This is a genomic window from Mycobacterium hackensackense (assembly GCF_025822555.1).
Lineage (GTDB): Bacteria > Actinomycetota > Actinomycetes > Mycobacteriales > Mycobacteriaceae > Mycobacterium > Mycobacterium fluoranthenivorans.
In genome coordinates this window covers 220618-238443 of sequence record NZ_JACKUC010000038.1, presented here as the reverse complement: position 1 = coordinate 238443, position 17826 = coordinate 220618, and the positions used below count along the sequence as shown (strand labels likewise).

At 69.2% G+C, this 17826-nt stretch carries 19 protein-coding genes; 6 read left to right on the top strand and 13 right to left on the bottom strand.

Translation table 11 applies throughout. The annotated features are described in order from the left end of the window. The first annotated feature begins 67 nt into the window (after positions 1 to 67). From dprE2 to H7J86_RS29845, 4 genes are read left to right on the top strand one after another with little or no spacing between them, the layout of a single operon-like run. The gene (gene dprE2 / locus H7J86_RS29860) at positions 68 to 823 is read left to right on the top strand and encodes a decaprenylphospho-beta-D-erythro-pentofuranosid-2-ulose 2-reductase (protein WP_267295778.1); all 756 of its coding nucleotides are present in this window, start codon (positions 68 to 70) and stop codon (positions 821 to 823) included. Beyond that, positions 820 to 1983 carry a precorrin-6y C5,15-methyltransferase (decarboxylating) subunit CbiE gene (cbiE, locus tag H7J86_RS29855; RefSeq protein WP_267295400.1) on the top strand — a complete coding sequence of 388 codons (1164 nt, stop codon included), beginning with the start codon at positions 820 to 822 and terminating at the stop codon, positions 1981 to 1983. The genes dprE2 and cbiE overlap by 4 nt, the downstream gene beginning before the upstream one ends. Next, positions 1980 to 2735 carry a precorrin-4 C(11)-methyltransferase gene (gene cobM / locus H7J86_RS29850; RefSeq protein WP_267295398.1) on the top strand — a complete coding sequence of 252 codons (756 nt, stop codon included), beginning with the start codon at positions 1980 to 1982 and terminating at the stop codon, positions 2733 to 2735. Before cbiE ends, cobM begins: the two co-directional genes overlap by 4 nt. Continuing rightward, positions 2735 to 3487 (top strand): cobalt-precorrin-6A reductase, encoded by a 753-nt coding sequence (locus H7J86_RS29845; protein WP_267295396.1) that lies wholly within the window; start codon positions 2735 to 2737, stop codon positions 3485 to 3487. The genes cobM and H7J86_RS29845 overlap by 1 nt, the downstream gene beginning before the upstream one ends. On the opposite strand, the gene H7J86_RS29840 is transcribed toward H7J86_RS29845, so the two are convergent. From H7J86_RS29840 to H7J86_RS29805, 8 genes are all read right to left on the bottom strand, one after another. Further along, positions 3458 to 4387 (bottom strand): ACP S-malonyltransferase, encoded by a 930-nt coding sequence (locus H7J86_RS29840; RefSeq protein ID WP_267295394.1) that lies wholly within the window; start codon positions 4385 to 4387, stop codon positions 3458 to 3460. The genes H7J86_RS29845 and H7J86_RS29840 overlap by 30 nt on opposite strands. After that, positions 4384 to 5004: a malonate decarboxylase holo-ACP synthase gene (locus H7J86_RS29835; protein ID WP_267295391.1), complete on the bottom strand. Its 621-nt coding sequence runs from the start codon at positions 5002 to 5004 to the stop codon at positions 4384 to 4386. The genes H7J86_RS29840 and H7J86_RS29835 overlap by 4 nt, the downstream gene beginning before the upstream one ends. Beyond that, positions 4992 to 6710 carry a biotin-independent malonate decarboxylase subunit beta gene (locus H7J86_RS29830; RefSeq protein ID WP_267295389.1) on the bottom strand — a complete coding sequence of 573 codons (1719 nt, stop codon included), beginning with the start codon at positions 6708 to 6710 and terminating at the stop codon, positions 4992 to 4994. Before H7J86_RS29830 ends, H7J86_RS29835 begins: the two co-directional genes overlap by 13 nt. Beyond that, the gene (gene mdcC, locus H7J86_RS29825; protein WP_267295387.1) at positions 6707 to 7018 is read right to left on the bottom strand and encodes a malonate decarboxylase acyl carrier protein; all 312 of its coding nucleotides are present in this window, start codon (positions 7016 to 7018) and stop codon (positions 6707 to 6709) included. The genes H7J86_RS29830 and mdcC overlap by 4 nt, the downstream gene beginning before the upstream one ends. After that, entirely contained in the window at positions 7006 to 7869 is an 864-nt protein-coding gene (locus H7J86_RS29820) for a triphosphoribosyl-dephospho-CoA synthase (protein WP_267295385.1), read from the bottom strand. The genes mdcC and H7J86_RS29820 overlap by 13 nt, the downstream gene beginning before the upstream one ends. Next, positions 7866 to 9521 (bottom strand): malonate decarboxylase subunit alpha, encoded by a 1656-nt coding sequence (gene mdcA, locus H7J86_RS29815; protein ID WP_267295383.1) that lies wholly within the window; start codon positions 9519 to 9521, stop codon positions 7866 to 7868. Before mdcA ends, H7J86_RS29820 begins: the two co-directional genes overlap by 4 nt. Next, positions 9518 to 10348, bottom strand: a complete 831-nt coding sequence (locus tag H7J86_RS29810; RefSeq protein WP_267295380.1) for an alpha/beta hydrolase — start codon at positions 10346 to 10348, stop codon at positions 9518 to 9520. Before H7J86_RS29810 ends, mdcA begins: the two co-directional genes overlap by 4 nt. Positions 10349 to 10500: 152 nt before the next feature. Further along, entirely contained in the window at positions 10501 to 11208 is a 708-nt protein-coding gene (locus H7J86_RS29805; protein WP_090357681.1) for an SDR family NAD(P)-dependent oxidoreductase, read from the bottom strand. A 134-nt stretch (positions 11209 to 11342) separates the two neighbouring features. On the opposite strand from H7J86_RS29805, the gene H7J86_RS29800 reads away from it, so the two are divergent. Next, positions 11343 to 12155, top strand: coding sequence for a helix-turn-helix domain-containing protein (locus H7J86_RS29800; protein ID WP_267295378.1), 813 nt, complete (start codon positions 11343 to 11345; stop codon positions 12153 to 12155). Here the strand turns inward: H7J86_RS29800 and H7J86_RS29795 are convergent. Genes H7J86_RS29795 through cobG form a run of 4 tightly spaced genes read right to left on the bottom strand, consistent with a single transcriptional unit; the run spans position 12152 to position 16509 of the window. Continuing rightward, positions 12152 to 13192 (bottom strand): phosphotransferase family protein, encoded by a 1041-nt coding sequence (locus H7J86_RS29795; RefSeq protein ID WP_267295375.1) that lies wholly within the window; start codon positions 13190 to 13192, stop codon positions 12152 to 12154. The genes H7J86_RS29800 and H7J86_RS29795 overlap by 4 nt on opposite strands. 51 nt (positions 13193 to 13243) lie before the next feature. Beyond that, the gene (locus H7J86_RS29790; RefSeq protein ID WP_267295373.1) at positions 13244 to 14737 is read right to left on the bottom strand and encodes a precorrin-2 C(20)-methyltransferase; all 1494 of its coding nucleotides are present in this window, start codon (positions 14735 to 14737) and stop codon (positions 13244 to 13246) included. Continuing rightward, positions 14734 to 15360, bottom strand: a complete 627-nt coding sequence (locus H7J86_RS29785; protein WP_090357674.1) for a precorrin-8X methylmutase — start codon at positions 15358 to 15360, stop codon at positions 14734 to 14736. Before H7J86_RS29785 ends, H7J86_RS29790 begins: the two co-directional genes overlap by 4 nt. A gap of 9 nt (positions 15361 to 15369) precedes the next feature. After that, the gene (gene cobG, locus H7J86_RS29780) at positions 15370 to 16509 is read right to left on the bottom strand and encodes a precorrin-3B synthase (RefSeq protein WP_267295371.1); all 1140 of its coding nucleotides are present in this window, start codon (positions 16507 to 16509) and stop codon (positions 15370 to 15372) included. Positions 16510 to 16650: 141 nt separating this feature from the next. Here cobG and H7J86_RS29775 point away from each other — a divergent pair, with 141 nt between their 5' ends. Further along, positions 16651 to 16836: a hypothetical protein gene (locus tag H7J86_RS29775; RefSeq protein ID WP_139169957.1), complete on the top strand. Its 186-nt coding sequence runs from the start codon at positions 16651 to 16653 to the stop codon at positions 16834 to 16836. Between the two features lie 4 nt (positions 16837 to 16840). Here the strand turns inward: H7J86_RS29775 and H7J86_RS29770 are convergent, their stop codons facing one another. Continuing rightward, a complete protein-coding gene (locus H7J86_RS29770; RefSeq protein WP_090357668.1) occupies positions 16841 to 17770 on the bottom strand; it encodes a TauD/TfdA dioxygenase family protein in 930 nt (309 codons plus the stop codon). Between the last annotated feature and the right edge of the window lie 56 nt (positions 17771 to 17826).

The following is a 17826-nucleotide window of genomic DNA, read 5'->3' as shown; positions in this document are numbered from 1 at the left end:
GGCGGGAAGGAGCGCAGCGACGGGGGGATTGATACCGGCGGGCAGGAGCGCAGCGACCGGGGGATTGATACCGGCGGGGGAGAGCAGGGCGAGCCCCGTGGTGATTTTCGGTGGGCGGAGCGAGATCGGCCTCGAATTGGCCACCCGGCTGGCACCCGGGAACACCGTGGTGCTCGCGGCCCGGCGCGCCGACGCGCTCACCGAACAGGTCGCCGCGCTGCGGGCGGCCGGTGCCGCCGACATCCACGTCCGCGAGTTCGACGCCGATGACATCGCGGCGCATCCGGCGGTGGTGGCCGCGATCGAGTCGGATGTCGGCCCCATCGGGACGGCGGTGCTGGCCTTCGGGATTCTCGGCGACCAGGAGCGCGCCGAAACCGATCCGGCGCATGCCGTGGCCGTCGTGCACACCGATTACGTGGCGCAGGTCAGCCTGCTCACGGTGCTCGCCGCGGGGATGCGGGCCCGCGGCCGCGGGCAGTTGGTGGTCTTCTCCTCGATCGCCGGGGCCCGGGTGCGTCGCGCCAACTACGTCTACGGTTCGGCCAAGGCCGGACTGGACGGTTTCGCCTGCGGGCTCTCCGATGCGTTGCACGGCACCGGGGTGCGGGTGCTGATCGTGCGGCCGGGCTTCGTCATCGGCCACATGACCGCGGGCATGCAGCCCGCACCGTTGTCCAGCACGCCCGAGCAGGTGGCCGAGGCGGCCGCCCGGGCGCTGGCCCGCGGCAAACCGGCGGTGTGGGTGCCGTGGGCGATCCGGCCGCTCATCGTCGCGACGCGGTTGGTGCCGCGGGCGATCTGGCGGAAGATGCCGCGATGATCGTGGTGGTGGGCATCGGCGCCGACGGGATGGACGGGCTGGCACCCCGCTCTGTGCATGAATTACGTTCGGCTGCCGTAATTTACGGTGCGCCGCGGCAGCTCGAGCTGCTCGACGACAGCATCACCGCGCCCCGGCGGGCGTGGCCTTCGCCGATGCTACCCGCGCTGCCGACCCTGTTCGACGGGCTCGACACCGTGCACGTGGTGGCCTCCGGGGACCCGATGCTGCACGGGATCGGCGCCACCCTGATCCGGGTGTTCGGTGCCGCCGCGGTCCGGGTGCTGCCGCATGTGTCCTCGGTGACGCTCGCGTGTGCCCGGCTGGGCTGGTCGGTTCAGGACACCGAGGTGATCAGCCTCGTGACGGCGGATCCCGGCACCGCGGTGCGCCGGGGCGGGCAGGCGGTGGTGCTCAGCCGCGACGGTGGCACGCCGGCCACGCTGGCCCGGATGCTCGTCGAAACCGGGCGCGGTGCATCGGAATTCACCGTGCTCGAACAGCTCGGCGGCCCGGGGGAGCGGGTGCACCACACGGTGGCCGAGCACTTCGACACCGTCGTCGATGACCTCAATGTGATCGGCGTGCGCTACCTGCCCGACGACCGACGGTTCCACGCGCTGCCCGATGCGGAGTTCGCGCACGACGGCCAGATCACCAAACAGGGTATCCGTGCGGTCACCCTGGCCGCCCTCGGACCGCGACCCGGAGAACTGTTGTGGGACGTGGGATCCGGGTCGGGCAGTATCGCGGTCGAATGGTGCCGCAGTGCGCCCGGCCTGCGGGCGGTGGCCTTCGAGCGGGACCCGCACCGCCGCGACCGCATCGCCGCCAACGCGCGCGCCTTCGGCGTCGCCGTCGACGTCCGCGGCGCGGCACCCGAGGATTTCGCGGGCGCACCGGCGCCGTCGGCGATCTTCGTGGGTGGCGGGATCACCACACCGGGGCTGCTCGACGGCTGTTGGGCGCACCTGGTCTCCGGCGGCCGGCTGGTGGCCAATGTGGTCACGGCAGAATCAGAAGCCGTTGTCATCCAGAGGTATTCGACGATAGGTGGGCAGTTGCACCGATTCCAGCACTACCGCGGCGAACCCGTCGGTGGATTCACCGGGTTCCGCCCGGCGTACCCGGTCACCCAGTGGTCGGTGAGCAAGCCGTGACGGTGTATTTCATCGGTGCCGGGCCGGGGGCCGCCGACCTCATCACCGTGCGGGGCCAGAATCTGCTGCAGCGCTGCCAGGTCTGCCTGTACGCGGGCTCGATCATGCCCAAAGACCTTCTCACGCTGTGTCCGCCCGAGGCGAAGATCGTCGACACCGGTCCGCTGACCCTGGCCCAGATCATCGACGAGCTCGTGGCGGCCGACCGTGCGGGGCTGGATGTCGCGCGACTGCATTCCGGGGATCCGTCGATCTACAGTGCGCTGGCCGAGCAGTGCCGGCATCTGGACGATCAGGGCGTGCACTACGAAATCGTGCCGGGGGTTCCGGCTTTCGCCGCGGCCGCGGCGGTCCTCGGGCGCGAACTGACGGTCCCGGGCGTGGCACAGACGGTCACCTTGACCCGGGTGGCCACGTTGTCGACGGCGATGCCCGAAAAGGAAACCCTGACGGCATTGTCCATGCCCGGTGCAACGCTGGTGCTGCATCTGGCCGCGGCCCAGATCGATTCGATCGTCGAGGACCTGACCGCGGGCGGCTACACGAACGAAACACCCTGCGCGGTGGTGGCTTTTGCCAGCTGGCCGACGCAGCAGGTGCTGCGCGGGACCCTCGGCGACGTGGCCGGCCAGATGAAAGAGGCGGGTATCACCAAGACCGCGGTCATCTTCGTCGGCGATGTCCTGGCGGCCGAGGGTTTCACCGACAGCTACCTGTATTCGTCGGGCCGCCGGCGCGGGAGCAGACACTAGTGCGCGTCCTGCTGCTGGGGGGTACCGGTGAGGCCCGGGCGCTGGCCGCGGCCCTGCATCCGGATGTGGAGGTGATCAGTTCACTGGCCGGACGGGTACCGGATCCGGCACTGCCGGTTGGGCAGGTGCGGATCGGCGGGTTCGGCGGGGTGGCCGGCCTGACCGGCTGGCTGCAGGAGCACCGGATAGCCGCGGTGGTCGATGCCACCCATCCGTTCGCCGCGACCATCACCGCCCACGCCGCCGCGGCCTGCGCCGAGACCGGGCTGCCGCATCTGGTGCTGGCGCGCCCCGCGTGGCCGGCCGGGCGTGCCATCGTGGTGGGCTCCGATACCGAGGCGGCCAAGACCGTTGGTGATCACGGGTTTTCGCGAATCTTCCTGACCACCGGGCGGTCCGGCACAGCAGCATTCCGCGATGTCGACGCCTGGTTCCTGATCCGTGCGGTCACCGCACCGGACCCGGGCACGCTGCCGGTCAACCACCAGCTGCTGCTGTCCCGCGGCCCCTACGAATACGGGGCCGAGCTGGCGTTGTTGCGCCAGTACCAGATCGATGCGCTGGTCACCAAGAACAGCGGCGGCGCGATGACCGAGGCCAAGATCAAGGCCGCCGAGGCCGCAGATGTACCCATTGTCATGGTGGACCGCCCGGCGTTACCGCCCGGTGTCCGCACGGTGAGCACGGTGGCGTCGGCGGTGGCGTGGTTGTCCGGGCTGTCGTCAGTCCCGCATGCGCCGCACGAGGGTTGACGTCCGTTCGAATCCGTTGTCCGACAGCGAAAGCGACAACACCGATGGCGCGTTGACGGCATTGAGCCGGGTGAGAACATGACCCGGCAGGACCTCGACTGCGCATGTCACGCCGAGTTCCGGGGCCAGCCGGGTGGCGTCGTACCACTGCACCGGACGTGCGACGGACTCCGACAGGTCGTCGAGCACGGCGTCCGCGGTGCGCACGGCCCGTCCGCCGGTGTTGGTCAGATACCGGGCCGACGGAATGCGCCGGGGCAGCCGTGACAGGTGCTCCGCCATCCGGCGTGCCGTGTCGGACTGCACCGGGCAGTGCGAGGCGACCACCACGTCGAGCATCGTGAAATCAGCCGCTCCCGCGGCCTGTGCGGCACCGGCCGCCGCGCGCAGTGCGCTGAGCGAACCGGCCAGCACCGTTTGCGTGGCGGTGTTCACGTTGGCCACCCATAACTCGGTGTGCAGCCGGTCCGCCAGCCGGCCGACCGCGCGGGTGGGCAGGCCGATCACAGCGGCCATACCCCACTCACCGTGGGCGCATGCGGCGCTCATCAGCTCCCCCCGCAGCACCACCGCCGCAAGGGCCTCGGGCAGGGTCAACACTCCGGCGCAGACGGCCGCCGCGAATGCCCCGACGGAATGCCCGGCCACCACCTGGGGTCTGAGCGCATAGTCGTCGCCGAGGGTGCGCGCGCAGGCGACGCCCGTGATCAGGAGGGCGATCTGGGTGGCCGTGGTGTCTCGGAGGACGGCCTCGTCATCGAGGTTCGCCGGAAGAGCGTGATCGTCCAGCCAGGCCCGGGCTTCGTCGAGGACGGCTTGCGCTGCAGCGCTTCCCGGGAGTTCGCCGAGCATCCCGCAACGCTGCGAGCCCTGCCCGGGGAACAGCAACGCCAGACTCACCACGTCACCGTGGACCGCTGGGCCAGTCGCGGCCCGCGGGGCGTGCGGACCAGGACCTCGTGACGGTCGGATACCAGTTCTGCCAGCGCGACGGACCCCGATCGCGTCTCCACCTGACAATCGACGCGCACGGGCAGGCTTTTCAGCTGTTCATACACATCGCGGAGCCGACCCGCTGACGCGCTGGGCTCCCCAGCGGGCCGCACCACCACATCCAGGTCGCTGGTGACCGTGGCGGCGGGAACGCCGGTGGCCAACTCGAATCCCACGCTCCCGGTCGGCCCCCACCGAAGGTCGCCGAAGATCGCCCGGACGGCAGGTAAGGCCCCAAGAGCGGGCACCTCGCGAGCGGGATTCACGGCGGCCAGGGACTGCGGCGCGACGGTTTCGACCGCGAGACCCGGCGGAATCGTCCACGCGAGGCGGTGGGATCGGTCGGCTCCGCGGATACCCACCGCAATGAGCGCGGCCGGTACCTCGGCTCGGCGCACCACCACCCAGGGCACATCGCATAGCGCCCGCGCCGCCCACGCCGGTGCGCCGGCCGGTAACCACGCTGCTGCAGCGGGATTCAGCCGGAGCAGATCGTGGGGGAGCATCGGCGTCAGCTGGTCCACTGCTCGTCCAGGATGTCGCGGACGGCGCGCGAGGCCCGGCGCGCGGTCATCGCTGCCGCCGAGTCGAGTCGATTGGCGAGATCCAGGACGCCCACTCGGGCGCGGGCGATCGCGTCGTCGACCGCTGCCGCCACTGCCGCAACATCACTGGGCGCCGGATCGTCGGCGTCGGCTACGGACAGCAGACCGTCGCAGAACCCCAGGGTGGCCCAGTCCGCGACGCGGTAGCTCAGCGGCGGGATCGTGGTGGCGAGTTCATCGAGCTCGCCGACGGTGCGCATGGTGATGCGGGCGGCGGCCTCCTTGTGCATCGCGTGGATCTCGACTGCTGGGTCGTCGAGTGCCAGGATCTGGTTGGCCTGCAACCCGTGTGTCAGAAACCCGCCCGACAACGCGGTGCCGACCACGAGTGTCACGATCGGATGACCTGCGGTGCGGGCGCGGTGATAGGCGTCGACGGCGGCGGCCATCGCCTGGTGCAGACCCGCCATCTCCTCGATCCGGCCGTACGCCTGGCTCGGCAGATCCACCACCGCGACGATGGCGCGTTTGGTGGTGTGCCCGCGGTCCTGCTCGACGATATCGCGCACCGCGTGTGCCAGCGCCGACGATTCGGTGAGTCCCACCTGTCCCTCGCGGGCGCGGTGGTAGGGATTGCCCGGGTCGGGTACCACCGCCAGGTAGCGGGCCGTCGGTGTCGTCGCCGAGAGCACCGACGGGATGACCTGTTGCGGTGCGACGCCGCCGCTCAGCGCGGCCAGCCAGGTGCGCCCTCGGGTCGCCGGGCCGGTGCGCTGCCGAGGTGCCCGGGCGTGCACCGGCACGGGCGCGTAGGTGCGGCCCCAGAGCTCGCGCAGCGCTGCCGGTTCCGGTGGGTGCACTGGGTCCAGCGTGGCCAGCCGTGAGGTCAGGACGTCGAGGCGCTCGCTGCGGTGGCTGCCGGGCGCGCCGACGCCGTCGGCGATCGCATCGACCACGTGGCGGCGGATCAGGGCGACATCGTCGGGCACCAGATCATCGGCCAGGCCGGTGCCGGCGCGCTGCTCACCACCGTCCACCGCCCAGATCAGAGCATGGTCGTGGGAATCGAATTCGTCGATACCGCCTTCCTGTTCGATGACGGCGGGGCCGTTGAGTCCGATACGGGACTGCGGTGTGACGATGAGACGGGTGCACAATCCGGCGGCGATGCTCATCCCGCCGAACGAGCCGACCGTCCCGGCGACGATCCCGATGACAGGTGCCACCGGCCGCAGATCGAGTACGGCCGAGCAGATCTCGGCGACGGCGTTGAGCCCCAGGTTGGCCTCCTGAAGCCGCACCCCGCCGGTTTCGAACAGGATGACCGCAGCGGTCGGCGTGCCCGCACGCGAGTCCGCGGCAGCGTGCAGCAGGGCCTGGGAGATCTTGGCCCCGGACACCTCGCCGATGCCGCCGCCCTGGAATCGTTGATCGATCGCCGCGACCACCGCGGGGTGACCGTCGACGCTTCCCCTGACGATGACCACACCGTCATCGGACTGGGGCGTGACACCCTGCGGTTCCAGCCACGGTGACTCGAGGCGATCGAAGGGGCCGGCCAGCACGCGCGCGGTGCCCCGGTCGAGCAGTGCGGTCGCGCGGGCCAGCGCATCGAGTTCGATGAAACTCTGCCGGGCCAGGAGCTGCTGCCAGGTCAGCCCCACCAGCATCGAGGTGTCGCTCATGACGGCGCTCCGGCTGCCTCGGCGGCCTGGCGCAGTCGCAGATTCACCACGCCAGGGGTGGCGCCGAAGTCGTTGAGCTCCCAACGCCCGCCCAGCTTCGCGCGGGCGAAGAACCGCTCCAGCACGTCGTGCCAGACGGTGTCGAAACCGTTGACGCTGGTGCGGACGCGCACCATGGCGACATCGGCGGGTTCGTCGGCGGCCGGCGGTTGCACCAGGATTTCCACGTCACCGGACGCGACCACCCCGACATGCACCGGGTGCGGCGTGACATGCGTGGCGGCAAACCGGTAGGTCAAATTCTGCATGGTGTGTCGGTCCTTTCCCGCGTGGCGTCGAGCAACAGGGCGGCGGCCAGCAGGTCTGCACTGCCTCCGGGCGAGAGCCGATGGTCCCGGCACAGCTGATCGAGTTCGGTGAAGTGTCGGCGCCCGTGCACGGTGCGGATACCACCGGCGGCCCGGACGGCGCGGGCTCCGGACTGCACCGCGTACAGGCCTTCGGCGCCGCCTCGGTGCAGGATGCAGGTGTCGTCGAGCGCGGCCATCAAGGCGAGCAGGGCCTCCAGTCGTGCGGTCTGTTCGTCGGCGCCTGCTGCCCGCGCCGCCCGCAGAACGGGCAACGCACACCGGGTCACATGCGGAAACCCGCTCTGCGCTTCGCCTTTCGCTCCCGAGGCGCCATAGCGGCGGCCGACTGCCGCGCCGTGCGAGGGTGTGGCGACGAGATCACGGTCGGGCAGCGCCGCCAGTTGCGCGGCGACGGCGACAGGGTCGCCCGGGTTCACCGCGATACCCGCGCACAGCAAGCCGAGCGCCCACAATGTCCCGCGGTGGGTGTTCACACCGCCGGTGGCGGTGAGCATCGCGGTTTCACCCGCCCGTCCGATGGCTCCGATCCGGGTACGCAGGTCGACATCGACGGGCGCAGCGCGCGCCGCCCGGGCACATGCGGTGAACGCCTCGCGCAGCGCCTCGGCGGAGGCGTGCAGCATGGCGAGGTTCATATCGGTATGGGCACCGGGTCCGCGCTGGTCGACCAGCCCCGGCTTCGGTGTCAGGTCGGCCTCGGCGCCGATCGCACCGACCGCCAGATCGGCGATCGCCTCATCGGTGAGAGTCGCTGTGCGGGTGGGTGTTTGCACGGACACGGTGGTCACCAGTCCCGGAACTGTGCGGGCGGCTCGTAGAGCCCACCGGACCAGGCGACCAGATCCTCGATGCTCCGGGCGGCCAGCAGGGACCTGTCGGCCAGGCGCGTCTCGACCCTGAGGTCCTCGGGAAAGGCCACCAGCCCGTCCCTACGTAGTTCCTCGACACGGCGCGCCTCAACGGTGCGTCCCACCGGCGTGACGCCGGCGACCGCGGCCAGAGCCGCCCGCCTGTCCTCCAGGGAGGGGGCCTTGTACAGGTAGGCCACGCCCTCCTCGGTCACCACGTGGGTGACATCGTCCCCGTAGATCATCACCGGCGGCAACGGCATTCCCGCCTGTTTCCCGACATCGATCGCGTCGAGGGTCTCGACGAACGTCGGTACGCCACCGGCGCGGAAGGTCTGCGCCATCTGCACCACCAGCTTGCGTCCGCGCCGTCCCGCGCCCTCGCCGTGGGCGAGGTCCAGCCAGGCCGCAGAGGAGTGCCGCCGGCCGTGCGGATCGTGGCCCATGTTCGGCGCGCCTCCGAAACCGGACAGCCGGCCGTCGGTCACCGTGGACGAGTTCGCGTCGCGATCGATCTGCAGAGAGGACCCGATGAACATGTCGATCGCATATTGGCCGGCGAGCTGGGCGAGTACCCGGTTGGAACGCAGCGACCCGTCGGCGCCGGTGAAGAACACATCGGGGCGGGCTGCCGCATAGCGATTCATGCCGGACTCACCCCCGAAGCTGTGGATCGAGGACACCCATCCCGATTCGATGGCCGGTATCAAGGTGGGGTGCGGGTTGAGCACCCAATGCCGGGCGATGCGGCCCTTGAGCCCGAGCCGTTCGCCGTAGGTCGGCAACAGCAACTCGATGGCGGCCGTGTCGAATCCCACGCCGTGGTTCAGCGAGATCACCTGGTGGCGCTCATATACGCCGCGGATGGCGATCATCGCCTTGAGGATCTCCACCGGTCCGATTTGGCGGGGGTCGCGGGTGAACAGCGGCTCCAGGTAGAACGGCCGGTCGGCCTGCACCACGAAGTCCACCCAGCTCCCTGGAATATCCACCCGGGGAAGGGATTCGCGGTCGACGATCTCGTCGGCCTGCACGATCACCACACCGTCGTGGAATGCGGCGGCCTCGGCGATGGTCGGGGTGTCCTCGGTGTTGGGACCGGTGTAGAGATTGCCGTCGGCGTCGGCCGCAGAGGCACACAGCAGCACGACATCGGGCGTGAGATCGACGAACATGCGGGCATAGAGCTCGACGTAGGTGTGGATCGCGCCGATGGACACCGTGCCGTCCTCGACCATCTGCGCGATGCGCACACTCTGCGGCCCGGCGTAGGCCAGGTCGAGTTTGGTGGCGATACCGCTCTCGAAGAGGTCGAGGTGCTCGGGTCGCGATACCGAAGAGATCAGCATGTGCAGGCCGTAGAGCCGGGCGGGATCGCATTGGGCAAGGGTGCGGGAGAGGAAGTCGGCCTGCTTCTGGTTGTCGCCTTCCAGCGCCACCCGGTCGTGCGGACGGATGACCTCGTGCAGGACATCCTTGAGTCGTGCCGCCCTGATCACCTTTCCCTCGGCATGTACGGCGCCCGCGCGTATCCGGGCAGCCTTGGCGGCCCGGCGGGTGTCCCACTCACCCGCGGGTGGCGTGCTGTTCATGAGGCCACCGAATCGGCCGCTGCGAGGATCACGGCTGTCACCGCATCGGGATGGGAGATCAGCGTGAGGTGCGATCCACCGTCGAATTCGGTGACGGTGGACTTGGCGCGGGCCGCCATCGCTCGTTCGGAGGTGGGGGTGATGATCTGGTCGCCGGTACTGATGAAGTACCACGACGGGATCGTCTTCCACGCGGCGTAGCGCGACGGCGTGTCGAATGCGGCGGTGGAGGCGGCACGTTGCGTTGCCCAGAGCCGGTGGGCGATATCGGTCGGCAGATCATCGCCGAAGTGCCGGCTGAAGATGTCCTCCTTCAGGTACAGGTTGACTGCCCCCGGTGGCGCACCCGGATACGCGACCTTGACGAAGAGTTCATCCGCGGGGCGCTCGTTGAGGACGGAGTCGGTTCCACTCAGTGAACCGTTGGTCTCGCCGACATCCGGTGCCGCCGCGTCGACATACACCAGTGCTTTCACCTCGGGGATCCCCTCGGCGGCATCGGTGATCACCGACCCGCCGTAGGAGTGTCCCACCAATACGACCGGCCCGTCGATCGATTTCAGGAAATCCGCGACGGATTCGGCGTCTGTGGTGAGGTTTTGGAGTGGGTTGGCGACGGCCCGGACGGGATAGCCACGTTGTCGCAATGCGGTGACCTCACCGTCCCAGCTCGAGGTATCCGCCCACGCGCCGTGCACCAGCACGATCGTCGGCTTCGGTCGGGCGGGCTCGGCGGCCGCGGGGATCGCGGGTGCCAGTGCACTCAGCAGTGCCGCGGCGGCGACGAGTGCGGCGACCCGGCGGGTGCGGCGTGCGGTTCGAAACATCGGGCGGTCTCCGATCCGGGGCGGTGTCGACGACGGGACGTGACAGTGATGGTCGCAGTCCTGGGCTGCGGTGGCATCGGGGCTGGCGGGTAAGTCGGATACCGGCTGGCCGGTAGACACGGCCGCTTGGCATCGCAAAGCTCGGCACGACCTCACCATGGGACTGGGCCGTGCGCCGAGAAGTAGCCACCGGTGGGACCGTCTGGGGAGATCTGCGCCATCTCCACGATGATCCGTGCGCCTTCTTGCACCGTCTGAGTTCCGGTGTGGCCGTTGAGGTCGGTATCGGTGTAGCCCGGCTCGACGGCGTTGATCCGCATACCGGGGTACTGCTTGGCGAACTGGGTCGTGATCATGTTCACCGCCGACTTCGATGCGGGGTAGGCGACTCCCGGGTAGAGATAAACCGGGCTGCCGGACGAGTTCGCCAAGTTCAGCGAGCCGAGGCTGCTGCTGACGTTGACCAGCACCGGCGCCGACGATCGTTCCAGCAGCGGGAGGAACGCGTGTGTCACGCGCACGACACCGAAGACGTTGGTGTCGAAGACTTCTCGCATATCGGCGGCCGTCACGTCGGGAGCACCGACGATCTCGTTGCCCGGGCCACGGCCCTCGACTCCGGCGTTGTTGACCAGGACGTCGAGGCCGCCGAGTTCCGCGACGAGCTCCGCGGCGGCACAGACCGATTCGTCGTCGGTCACGTCGAGTTGCACGAGTCGCGCGCCGAGTCGCTGGGCGGCGTCCTGGCCGCGTACCGGATCTCGGCTACCGATGTACACGGTGTGTCCCGCCTCGATGAGCTGGCGTGCCGTCTCGAATCCCAGCCCTTTGTTGGCGCCGGTGATCAGTGTGGTGGTCATGGACGGATCTACCTTTCTCGATACGCCCCGACTGTCCGGTGCGTCGTCATCGAGTCTGTGAGGTGCTGCAACGGTGCGGGTAGGCCTACCGCATCCTGGGTACCGGCAAACCCACTGTTGGCTATCCTGTGCGGATGACCGGCCAGAATGCGCTCGGCGAATACCTTCGGCTGCGCCGCGGCCGGGTCAGACCCGAAGACGTGGGACTGGTGCCGGGTCCACGGCGTCGTGTCGAAGGGCTGCGCCGTGAAGAACTCGCCGCGCTGGCCGGCATCAGCGCCGATTACTATCTGCGGATCGAGCAGGGCCGCAACGCCAACCCGTCCTCGCAGATCCTCGACGCCCTGGCCCGCGCACTGCGACTCGACGCTGCGGCCACCGCGCATCTGCACCGCCTCGCCCGCGACGATCGCCGCACCGAGACGGGCCCTGAGGTGGTCGGCGACGACGTCCTCACCTTGCTGGACCAGCTGCCGGTGCCCGCGTTCGTGGCGGGGAGGTATCTGGACTGTCTGGCGTCCAATGCACTGGCGCAACGACTTTCACCGAACTTCGCACCGGGACACAATCTGATGCGCCAGCTCTTCACCGATCCGGCCGAGCGGGAACTGCATGTCGATTGGGACGATGCCACCGCGGGGGTGGTCGGTGGGCTACGCCAAGGCGCCGGCGGCGAGGCGATCGACCTGCGGCTGCAGGCCCTCGTCGACGAGTTGTCGGCGAGCAGTGAGCGGTTTCGGGCGCTCTGGGCCCGCGCCAACATCGGCTATCGCCGGGCGGGAACGAGTCACCTGCGTCACCCCCGGGTCGGAGAACTGCACCTGCGTCGCAACAGGTTCGGCATCCCCGACTCCGGCGGTCAGCACCTGCAGACGTATCACGCCCTGCCCGGCACCGATACCGCCCGAAAGCTGGCGATGCTCGCCGGCCCCGACCTGACCGGTTAGATCAGCGCCAGCGTGTCGAGCTCGCGGATCGCTGCGCAGGAGCGCTTGGCCATGGCGAGCATCATATCGTCGCCGCGGTCGGTCGAGCTGGCGAACGCGGTGCCGAAGGCGATGATCAGCGGAGCCTGCACCATACCCAGACGATAGTCGCGCCAACAGGTTTCGCGACTGTAGCCGGTGACGCCCAGGGCCTGGAGCTGCCCGTGGTAGGTGTCGACCAGCTGGTCCTCCGCTTGCACGCGGATATCCGGATCCAGACTGGTCGCGGTGAAGTAGGACAGGTCTCGCGCAGGTAGCCCGGACCCCAGCGTCTGCCAGTCCACGATGGTGATCTCGGTGTGGCCGGGATCGAAAAGCATGTTGTCCAGCCGGTAGTCGCCATGCAGCAGCGCGAACCGGTCGGGTTCGGCCAACAGCCACGGCGTCACCACCGACAGCGCGGCCTCCATCGTGTCGCGGTCGGCCGCGGTCATCCGGGCGCCGAGCTTTTCCAGGGTGATTGCGCTGGCCATCTTGGCCACCTCACCCATCCCGAAGGCCATGTCCTCATCCGGTCGCGGCATGGCGATACCGGGGAAGTCGGTCCACTTCGGATCACACCAGCTCGGTGCGTGCAGCCCGGCCAGCGCCCGCACCGCCAGCAGGGCGTCGCCGGCCGAGCAACCGGCGATCTGGTCACCCTGCTCCGCGGGCGCCATGTCGGCGAGCAGCAGGGCGAATTCCGCACCGTCGTCTTCGATTTCGCAGTAGTAGCTGTGCGGAACGGGTATCGACACCAGGTCGGCGACGTCGCGGTAGAAGGCGTGTTCGGAGCGGTACCCGATCGCGACGCGATCCCGCACTCCGTCGTCCTGGGACGGCAGTTTGATCGCGAAGCTGGCGGGCAACCCCACCTCATCGGTGTAACCGACCGACAGTCGGTAGGTCGCCCCGGTCTGGCCGGTCCCGATCGGGTTGAGCTCGAGGGTGCGGACCTCGGTGCCGAGAACACCGCTGAGCCAGTCCGCCGTCACGTCATCGGGATTGCGCGGGATCACGAGCGGACAGTAAACCGGCTACTGACGCATGTCAACGATCTTTGACAAGCGTCAGCCCGGGTAGTAGCGGGGCGTGAACACCCGGTCTCCGTGCCACTGTGTTTGCGAGGACCCGATGATCAACATGCAGCGCATGTCCACTTCAGTGGGGTTCAGCTCGCCCAGTGTCACCACCCGCACCTCTTCGCGCGGACCGGCGACATCCCGGCCGATGATGACCGGGGTGGCCGGGTCGCGATGGGCGAGCAGCAGCTCTTTCATCGCACCGACCTGCCAGGTGCGGGTCTTGGACGCCGGGTTGTAGACCGCGATGGCCATATCGGCCGCGGCCGCCGCACTGACCCGCTTGGCGATGATGTCCCACGGCTTGAGCCGGTCGGACAGCGAGATGACGGCGTAGTCATGCCCGAGCGGGGCGCCGACCCGGCTGGCCACCGCCTGCGCCGCGGTCATTGCGGGGATCACCCGTACCGGCACGTCCGGCCACGCCTTGGCCTCTTCCAGCACGGCGGTCGCCATGGCGAAGACACCGGGGTCACCGGAGGACACCACCACCACCGTCTTGCCCTGCTGAGCCAGCTCGCAGGCCAGCCGGGCGCGGGCCGGTTCATCGGTGTTGTCGCTGGGATGCCGGGTCTGGCCGGTACGGACGCCGACCCGATCCAGATAGGGGAAATAGCCGATGAGATCGGTGGCCTGGGCCAGTTCACGGCGGGTTTGTGGAGTGATCCAGTCCAGATCGCCGGGGCCCAGCCCGACCACCGCGACGCTGCCCTTTTTCGGGGCGAGCGAAGCGACGGGGGACCGACCGTTGCGCGGATGGGCCGCCTCGCCGGGCACCATCACGATGGAGAAATAGGGGACCGATGCCTCGTCGACCTCGCCGGCGTTCAGCACGCGCTGCTGGTCGGTGCTGGCACGTTCCACATAGAAGGCGCGGTCCAACCGCTTGGTGGCCGAAAGCGCTTCGCGCACTTCGGGGTAGGACTTTCCCAGTTTCATGATGACGGCGGCGTCGGTATCGGCCAGCCGTCGGGTCAGCTCGGCGGCCGGGAGCGTGCCGGGCAGGATGGTCAGCACCTCGTCGCCCTGGACCAGTGGCGTGCCGGTGGCGGCCGACGCAGCACTCACCGAGGTGACGCCGGGCACGATGACGGCGTCGAAGCGCTCGGTCAGCCGGGTGTGCATGTGCATATACGAGCTGTAGAACAGCGGATCGCCCTCGGCGAGCAGCGCGACATCGCGCCCGGCATCCAGATGGGTGGCGATCCGCTCGGCGGCCTCGGCGTAGAAGTCCTCCATCGCCCCGGCATAACCGCCGGGGTGTTCGGTGGTCTCGGTGGTCACCGGGTACACCAGGTGCTCCTCGAGCTGGCCGTCGCGCAGATACGGCTCGGCGATCCGGCGCGCGATGCTGCGGCCGTGCCGGGCGCTGTGATACGCCACCACGTCGGCCGACCCGATCAGCCGGGCCGCCTTGACCGTGACCAGTTCGGGGTCACCGGGGCCCAGGCCGACGCCGTAGAGGGTGCCTTTGGTCGTCATTCGTGTTCACTCGCAATCGCATTCACCGCGGCGGCCGCCATCGCACTGCCGCCCCGCCGGCCGGTCACCACCAGATAGGACATCCCGCGCGGGCGGGCGATCAGTTCGTCCTTGGACTGCGCCGAGCCGACGAAGCCGACCGGGCCACCCAGCACCGCGGCGGGCACCGGTGCGCCCTCGTCGATCAGCTCGAGCAACCGGAACAGCGCGGTCGGCGCGTTGCCGATCGCCAGCACCGCGCCGTCGAGCCGGTCGGCCCACAGGTCTACCGCGGCGGCCGAGCGGGTGCTGCCCAGCGTGGCCGCCAACTCGGGTGCCCGCGGGTCGGCGACGAGTGACACCACCTCGTTGTCGGCGGGCAGCCGGGACCGGGTGATACCCGCGGCCACCATGGACGAGTCGCAGAGTATCGGTGCACCCGCGGCCAGCGCGGTATGCGCCCGGGCAACGACGTCGTCGCTGAAGGCGACGTGCTCGCCGAGGTCCACCTGCCCGCAAGTGTGGATGAGGCGGACGACGACGCGCGACACGTCATCGGGGAAGCGGGTCAGGTCGGCCTCGGCGCGGATGGTCGCGAACGATTGCCGGTAGATCTCCGCGGCGTCGCGGACGTAGTCGAGCACGAGATCACCCTACGGGTGACGGCCCTGGTAGCCGTGTCCGGTGGCGATCAGTACCTCTGCCCCCGAGGGACTGCCGCAGGCCCGTGGGCAGCCAACGAAATGACGGTGAACCCCCGGCGCGCCGTCGTTCAGCGCCGCGTGTGCGTCAGCACGCACATCAGAGAGAGATTTGTCACATCCGGGCCGTCCCGTGCAGGCACTCAGGCGCAGCCAGGGGGACGACTCGTCGAACACCAGACCCAGGGGGGCGAGCACCCGTAGCGCCGTGTCGGCGACACCTTCGTCGAGATCGCCGATGACCACCGAGCGCCACGGCGTGATGATCAGTGGTGCCTCGATGGCGGCCAGGAACTCGGCGACCCGGGCCTGCAGCACGCCCAGCGGCACCGCGGCGCCGAGGCTGACCAACCCGTCACGCTGGGTGATCCAGCCCACCGGCGGGCAGGAGCGAAGCGACCCGGGGAGTTGATCCGGCGGGCAGGAGACGGCGGGGTAGTGCGGCCCCTGCCGTGCGCCGTCGAGCAGCACGGCCGCGTCGGCGAGTTCGGCGACGCGCCACGCGGTACCTCTGACCTGGACGAAGCGCTGCGCGACCGAGATCAGTGTCGGGGCCGCCGCGCCGAACGGGATGCGCACGCCGCTGTCCCGGCCGGCCAGGATCACGGCGAAGGTGTCTGCATCGACCGCGTGCACCCCGACATCGGGGCGCAGTCCGGAGACGTCGCCGCTGCCGTCGTCGAGGGCGAACTGAAACCGCCCCGGCAGGCCGGCCAGTTCCGGAGCGGCGCACAACGCGGCGTCCAGTTCGGTCACCAGTGGCCGGACGTCGACGAGGTCGCCGCTGCGCCCGGACAGCGGGGAGGCGACGATGTTGCGCACCCGCTCATGGGTGGGCGAGGGCAGCAGCCCGGCGGCCGCAATCGCCGAGGCCACCGCGGCGGTATCCGTGATCGCCCTGATCTGGATATTGCCGCGCGAGGTGAGTTCCATTGCCGGTGAGCCGAATTGCTCGGCGGTGTGAGCGAGCGCGGCGAGTTGCGCCGGGGTGATCGCGCCACCGGCCAGCCGAATCCTGATCAGCGCACCATCGGCGGCCCGGTGTACCTGGAGGGCACCGGGGCACGCATCGTCGTCACGGACCCGGGCCACGTCTCTACCGTACGACCTGCGTACCGGCACCGGTATGCGGCCACAAATCGAGTACCGGTCTACGCAATCGTCAATACTCCCGCGCTCCTAGTTTTGGACCATGCCCGCGATTTGGGCAAAGAAGCACGGGAAGTGATCGACATGACCAGCTTGACCAGTCACCTACCTCTCCATCTGCCGCACCCGGACGTGCGCAGGCTCACCGACGCGGCACATGCCGCGGGAGCAAAAATCCATGCCGTGGTGGAACCGCACGAGCACCACGAATGCAAACGCTACGAATTCCTCGAGGACGCGCTGTTGGCGCGGGAGATGGGCCGGCTCTAGCCGCTCAACCGGCCAGCCGTACCGGGCTGACCACCTCGGAGTACCGCGACGCGTCACCGGCCACCGCCCGGCTGGACCGGCCGTGGACATCGACCGGGATATCACCGGCCAGCGTCACCCGACTCAGGTAGCGGAACTGGTCGTCGTAGTCGGCCACCGCGTAGTGCTGGGTGGCCCGGTTGTCCCAGATCGCCAGGTCGCCGGGCGACCAGGACCACCGAACGGTGTTCTCCAGCTTGATGACTCGGGCCTGCAGCAGATTGAACAAGGTCGCCGATTCGGTGCTCCCCAAGCCGATGAAGCGTTTGATGAAGTGTCCGAGCAACAGCACCCGCCGTCCCGTCTCCGGGTGCACCCGCACCACCGGGTGCTCGGTCTCGAAGTACTCGGATACGAACTCCTCGCGGTACTCACGGGTGTTGGCGGACAGTTTCTCCAGGTCGGCGGCGGCATCCGAGGCGTAGTCGTACTGATTGGTGTGGACCGCCCACAGGTTGTCCACCAGCGCGCGCAGCGGCGGCGGCAGCTGCTCGTAAGCGGCCTGGGTGTTGGCCCAGACGGTGGTGCCGCCGTATTCGGGCAGGGTCACCGCGCGCAGCAGCGACGCCTTGGGAATCCGGTCGACGAAGGTGACATCGGTATGCCAGCTGTTGGCCTTGTCGTAGCGCGAATCGATGGGCAGGATGTGCGCGCCCCGGGAGGTCACCGTCGGATGAGCTCCCGTCGGGGTGCCCAGCAGGCCGGCGAACGCGAGCTGGCCGGCGTCGTCGAGATGCTCTTGGTTCCCGAAGAAGATGACCTTGTGCGTGAGCAGGGCGTCGTTGATGGCCTCGACGGTGGGGCCGTCGAGATCGGCGGACAGCCGCACGCCGTCGATTCGGGCGCCGATATTCGCACCGAGTTTCGTGACGCTGATCGAATTGCGAGGACTCATCTCCCCATTGCGCCAGTCGGCGCGCGTCCCGTAAATGGTTTGGCTAGGGCCGATCA